The sequence below is a fragment of the Bifidobacterium aesculapii genome (genome assembly GCF_001417815.1).
In the GTDB taxonomy this organism is placed as follows: domain Bacteria; phylum Actinomycetota; class Actinomycetes; order Actinomycetales; family Bifidobacteriaceae; genus Bifidobacterium; species Bifidobacterium aesculapii.
The window spans coordinates 1-5,226 of sequence record NZ_BCFK01000083.1 but is presented as its reverse complement, the minus strand read 5'-3'; the positions used below and the strand labels follow the sequence as shown (position 1 = coordinate 5,226).

General features: G+C 63.6%; 3 protein-coding genes. 2 read left to right on the top strand and 1 reads right to left on the bottom strand.

The features are described from left to right. Positions 1 to 109: 109 nt before the first annotated feature. Positions 110 to 1,180, top strand: coding sequence for a LacI family DNA-binding transcriptional regulator (locus BFAL_RS10425; protein ID WP_055428307.1), 1,071 nt, complete (start codon positions 110 to 112; stop codon positions 1,178 to 1,180). Here BFAL_RS10425 and BFAL_RS10420 read toward each other — a convergent pair. Beyond that, positions 1,090 to 2,160 carry a LacI family DNA-binding transcriptional regulator gene (locus BFAL_RS10420; protein ID WP_055428306.1) on the bottom strand — a complete coding sequence of 357 codons (1,071 nt, stop codon included), beginning with the start codon at positions 2,158 to 2,160 and terminating at the stop codon, positions 1,090 to 1,092. The two genes, BFAL_RS10425 and BFAL_RS10420, sit on opposite strands and share 91 nt — an antisense overlap. A 271-nt stretch (positions 2,161 to 2,431) precedes the next feature. Here BFAL_RS10420 and BFAL_RS10415 point away from each other — a divergent pair. Continuing rightward, positions 2,432 to 5,226, top strand: a 2,795-nt coding sequence (locus tag BFAL_RS10415; RefSeq protein ID WP_055428305.1) for a hypothetical protein, incomplete at its 3' end; no start/stop codon positions are given.

The following is a 5,226-nucleotide window of genomic DNA, read 5'->3' as shown; positions in this document are numbered from 1 at the left end:
CCCGGCCGCGTCCTTTACGGATCGCGGCCGGGCCTTCCGACGTGACGCCGCCATGCTACCGTGTACACGATTCCGCCTCCGGAACATCACTTCATGAAACGGGAGTTCCATGCCTAGAACAGCAAACCGCGCGAAGACCGCGTCAATCAAGGACGTCGCGGCATTGTCCGGCGTATCCGTGCCTACGGTCTCCCGATACCTCAACGACCGCGAGCGTGTCAGCGAGGAAAAGCGCCAGCGCATCGCCAAGGCGATCGAATTGCTCGACTACCGCCCGAATCCCATCGCCCGCGCATTGGTACGGGAACGCACACACCTGATTTCGGTGTTGACGACCGATACCACGCTGTACGGTCAGTCGGAGATGCTGCATGGCATCGAATTGCGCGCGCGCGAGGCCGAATACCAAATCAACATCAACATGATCACCGGCGGTTCCCGTGAGGATATCCACCGCAGCGTGCGCCGGGCGCTGGATCAGAATCCGGTCGGCACGATCCTGCTCAACTATGACGCGGCCAGTGCCGAGGCGTCCGCGTTCCTCCCCACCGATATGCCGGTGGTACTTGTCGCCGGCAATCGCAACCCGGATGTCGCGCAGGTCTCGTTGCAGGAGAACGAGGGCGGCCGCGACGTCACCCGCCATCTGTTGTCGCTGGGGCATCGAACGGTAATCCACGTGTCTGTTCCCGGTGGTTCGGGCGGCTACAGCCGACTGTCCGGCTGGCGGCAGGCGTTGTCGGATGCCGGCGTGTTCGCACCGGAGCCGGTGATGGCGAAGTGGGATCCGTACAGCGGGCGCGAAATCGGGCGCAAGTTGGGAGTCCGTGACGACGTGACCGCGATTTTCGCCGGCAACGACGAGATCGCGATGGGAATCATCCGCGGACTCGGCGACGTGGGACGCCGCGTGCCGGACGACGTGAGCGTCGTCGGATTCGACGACCATCCACTTGCGCGGGTATGGGATCCGGCGTTGACGACGGTGCGTCAGGATTTCCGCAAGGCCGGCAGCGTCGCGTTCGACATGCTGGCCGATCAGATCGACGACGTGGTGGCCGGGCGTGGCCGTACCGACAATTGGACGCGCTATACGGAGCTTCCCGGTGAACTCGTCGTCCGTGAGTCGTCGTCGCAGCCGCAGGAGCGGCGTGCGACGAGCGACGCGGCGACGAGCTGAAGGTCGGGCACGCGGTCGGGTTCGACCGACGCGTGGAATATACGTTCGGCGATAGCGTGGGCGTCCTGCCGAACGACGGTGAGCGGCGGCCAGCTGAACGCGGAGTCGACGGTGCCGTCAAACGAGACGAGGGCGACATCCTCGGGAACGCGGATGTGCCGCTCATGCAGCGCGCGCAGGGCACCGATCGCCTCCAGATCGGAATCGGCGAACACGGCACCCGGGCATCGGCCGGAATCCAATAGTGCGAGCATCGCCTCATACCCGCCCTGCCGTGTGAAACCGGCGTCGATGACGGGCCCTGCGGTGATGCCGGCCTGCTCATGCACGCGTTGCCATCCTTGGATGCGCGGATCGGCAAGACCGTCACCGGCTTTGCCGGAAAGCATGGCGATCGCGGTATGACCGTGGCCGAGCAGGTGCCGCACCGCCGATTCCACGGCCGATTGGAAGTCGGTGGACACGCATTTCGCTCCGGGCACCGGCCTGGTCTGGTCCAGAAACACGAACGGACATTCCTTGCGTGGGATGGAGGACAGTTCGGATGCGGGGCGGGCGGAGGCGACGATGATGGCGTCCACTTCGCGGGCGATAAGCCGGGCGATGCGGTTCTGTTCCTTGCTCGGATTCTGATGGGAAGCCATGAACAACGCCGAATACCCACTGTGGGAGGCGATGGATTCCAATTCCCCGTATACATCGGAGAAGAACGGGTTGGACAGGTCGGGCACGATGACGCCCAACGTGCGTGAGGAACCGGTGCTCAATGCCCGGGCCACGGAATTCGGCCGGTAGTCAAGTTTCTCGGCTGCGCTGCGGACCCGCCGCGCCGTTTCCGGCGCGACCGGACGCGGACCGTTGTTGAACACGTAACTGACCACGGCCGTCGAGACTCCTGCGAGACGCGCGACGTCCGCGCGGGTGGCCCTGCGACGTCGAGACGCGCTCGACTGCCCATCCCGCTGCTCCGCCTCGCCCATGACGACTCCTTCACGCTTGACGACATTTCGTCGGTCGGCGACGTTTCCACCCGTTGTTTCACATTGTCGCCCGGTACCGGCCACACCTTCGATATCGTCGATATCTACGCCAGTAAACCATAAAACTTCCCAGACCTGCATTTGCGACACGCCGTATGGATTCCATCGATTTACACTATTTGTCTACGCGCGTAGAATCAGTGGCGTGGTTCGAAGTAAGAGCCATGTCGTCTTCCAATCAATGAGGAAAGTCAACGAGGAAAAGGGACTCATGAGCATCACACAACGCATACTGCGGTCGACTTTCGGCACGACCGCGGCAATCGCCACGCTGTTCATCGGCGGCGTCACGACGGCAAGCGCCCAAGCGGCTGATAACCCCAAACCGGCGCAGACCATCACCGCCGACTATGCCACCGAAACCGGCGACTTCCATGGCGGCGCTTCCGGCATGCTGTACGGCTTGGGTGACGACGGTTCGCCGACGGAGGCGATTCTCGACGGCGCACGAGTACAGGTGACATCGCAGAAACCCGCCGACGGACTGCAACATCCCAGCGCCGACGTGCTCTCCGTGGAGAACTCGTTCTTCGCCAACGGCGGCGAACAACTGGTGGTCAACCTGCAGGACTTCTATCCCGACTGGAGCTACAACGGCGGCAAGCGTCCCGGTGACACCCGCACCTACAAGCTCGACGTATCCCCGAACGACGCCTCCTACGGCACCTACACCGACGGCCAAGCCAATGGCCGCTGGGACTTCGACGAAGTGCTCGAAGTGGTGATGAACAAAATCCTCGCCAACACCTCGCACCCGGACGACATCGTCTTCATGCCGTTCAACGAGCCGGACGGCGGCAACTGGTACGCATCCGGAGACAATGCCGGTGCGGCCATCTATAAGCAGTTCCTCACCGATTGGGACGACGCCTATGCGACCATCCAAAACGTCTGGAACCAGTACAAGTCCGGAGAGAAAGCCAATGCGAACGGCATCCGGCCGACCGCCGACCATGCGCTGATTGCAGGCCCCGGCGACAGCGTCTGGCGCGCCAACCGTACCAAGGCGCTGCTGGAGAGTTCGAAGGCCTCCGGCACATTGCCGGATGTGACCGTCTGGCATGAGCTCGGCAACGGCTCGCTGAAGAGCTACCGCAGCCATTACGAGCGATACCGCGGTTTCGAAAAGGAACTCGGCATCTCCCCGCGTGCCATCAACATCTCCGAATTCGGCGAGCTGCGCGACATGTCCGTGCCCGGCCAGCTCGTGCAATGGATGAGCATGTTCGAAGGCACCAAGGTCCAGGCGCAGACCGCCTATTGGAACTATGCCGGCAACCTCAACGACAATATGGCCCGCGCGAATGCCGCCAACGGCGGCTGGTGGATGTACAAGTGGTACGGCGATCTGCGCGGCACGCAGACCGTGAAGGTCACCAGCGAGCATCCGGATAGCGTCGACAACCTGCAAGGCATCGCCGCGATCGACAAGACGAACCGCAAGGCCACCGTGCTGTACGGAGGCACGAACGACGACACCAGAATCGGCGCGAATGTACCGGTGACCGTACATCTGACCGGACTCGATGCGAACGTATTCGGCGACCACGTGGACGTCGCCGTACGCGAGAACGCCTATACCGGCCCGGACGGCGTGGCCGCCACCCCACGCGTCGTCAATACTATCTCCAACGCCGAAGTCAAGAACGGCACCCTCGACGTGACCACCCTCAGCGTGGACCGCTACGCCTCCTACCAGCTCGTCGTCACCCCGCATCAGGACATCGCCGTCGCCGTGGACGACGCGGCGAACGGACGCGCGCTGCAGACGATCGAGGCCGAAGACACCGAACTGACCGATGGAGCCAAATCCTATTCGAAGAGCGACAACACCGGTTCCTGGGGCAACTTCATGTTCTCCGGCAACGCCGATGTCGGCAACTTCAAGAACGGTGCCAAAATGACCTGGAAGGTGGATGTGCCGGCGGACGGCGACTACCGCCTCCAGCTCATCACCGCACCGGCCGGCTTCCCCGGCGTCAACCATGTGACCGTCGACGGGAAGTCCGCCGGAGACCTTGAGGTCCCGGCCGAATTGGCGCTTAAGGAAGCCGCCAAGTGGAAGTACCGCGGCAGCGCCGAAATCGTACTTGCCGGCCTGACCAAGGGCAAGCACGCGATCACCGTCGAAGCCACCGACCTCGACAACGAGTCCGACAAGCTGCTGCTCTATCAGGTCTCCAAGGGCGGCGACTCCCCCGCCGACCAGGTGACCTATCCGGCCACCGGCATCCGCCTGTCCGACGGCGCCAAACTCTCCTACGCAGGGAACGGCACGAACGGCTTCGCCGATCTGAACGGCGGCACTGCCGACGTGTTCGCCCACGCCTGGAACGCCGGCTACCACGAGGTGACCGTCTCCTACCACGCCGCCAAGGGCGCGACGATCGCGCTGTCCGTGAACGGCCAGCAGGCCGCCACCCTGACTGCGGGTGTCGACGGATTGCAGACCTCCCGTGTGAAGATGGCACTGTCGGAAGGCATCAACCGCCTCACACTGGGCGGGGCCGCCGGAACGCTGGTCCAAAGCGTCACGACGGCCCGCGCCGCGGTCTCGGACAAGGCCGCCATCACAATCGAAGCCGAGAACGCCAAGCTTTCCGGCGGTGCGGCGGCCGCCAGGGACGACGCCTCCGACGCGAGCGGCAAATCGTTCGTGACCGGTCTGGGCAACCAGTTCGTCACCAACGAAAGCGGCAAGGCCGGCTACGGCGACCAGACGCGCGTCGAGGCCACCTTGGACCACGTACCCACCGTCATCCAGAACAACAAGGGCGCCATGACCGTGTCCGGCGTGCCTGCCGGCACCTACAACATGGTGGTGAGCTTCTCCAATGACGCGTTCATCGGCAGCCACTCGTACAACCCGCAGATCGTCGACCTCGGCCTGCAGGTGCGCCAGGGAGGCGCCGACGGACAGGAGATCGCACGCGGCGCGTTCCGATACACGTACACCGACAAACATTTCATGAACCGATCGGTGAACGTGACCACTGCAGGCGGCGA

Coding starts and splice junctions, on each gene's coding strand:
- BFAL_RS10420 (WP_055428306.1), bottom strand. CDS start 2,160: ATGGGCGAGGCGGAGCAGCGGGATGGGCAGTCGAGCGCGTCTCGACGT.
- BFAL_RS10425 (WP_055428307.1), top strand. CDS start 110: ATGCCTAGAACAGCAAACCGCGCGAAGACCGCGTCAATCAAGGACGTC.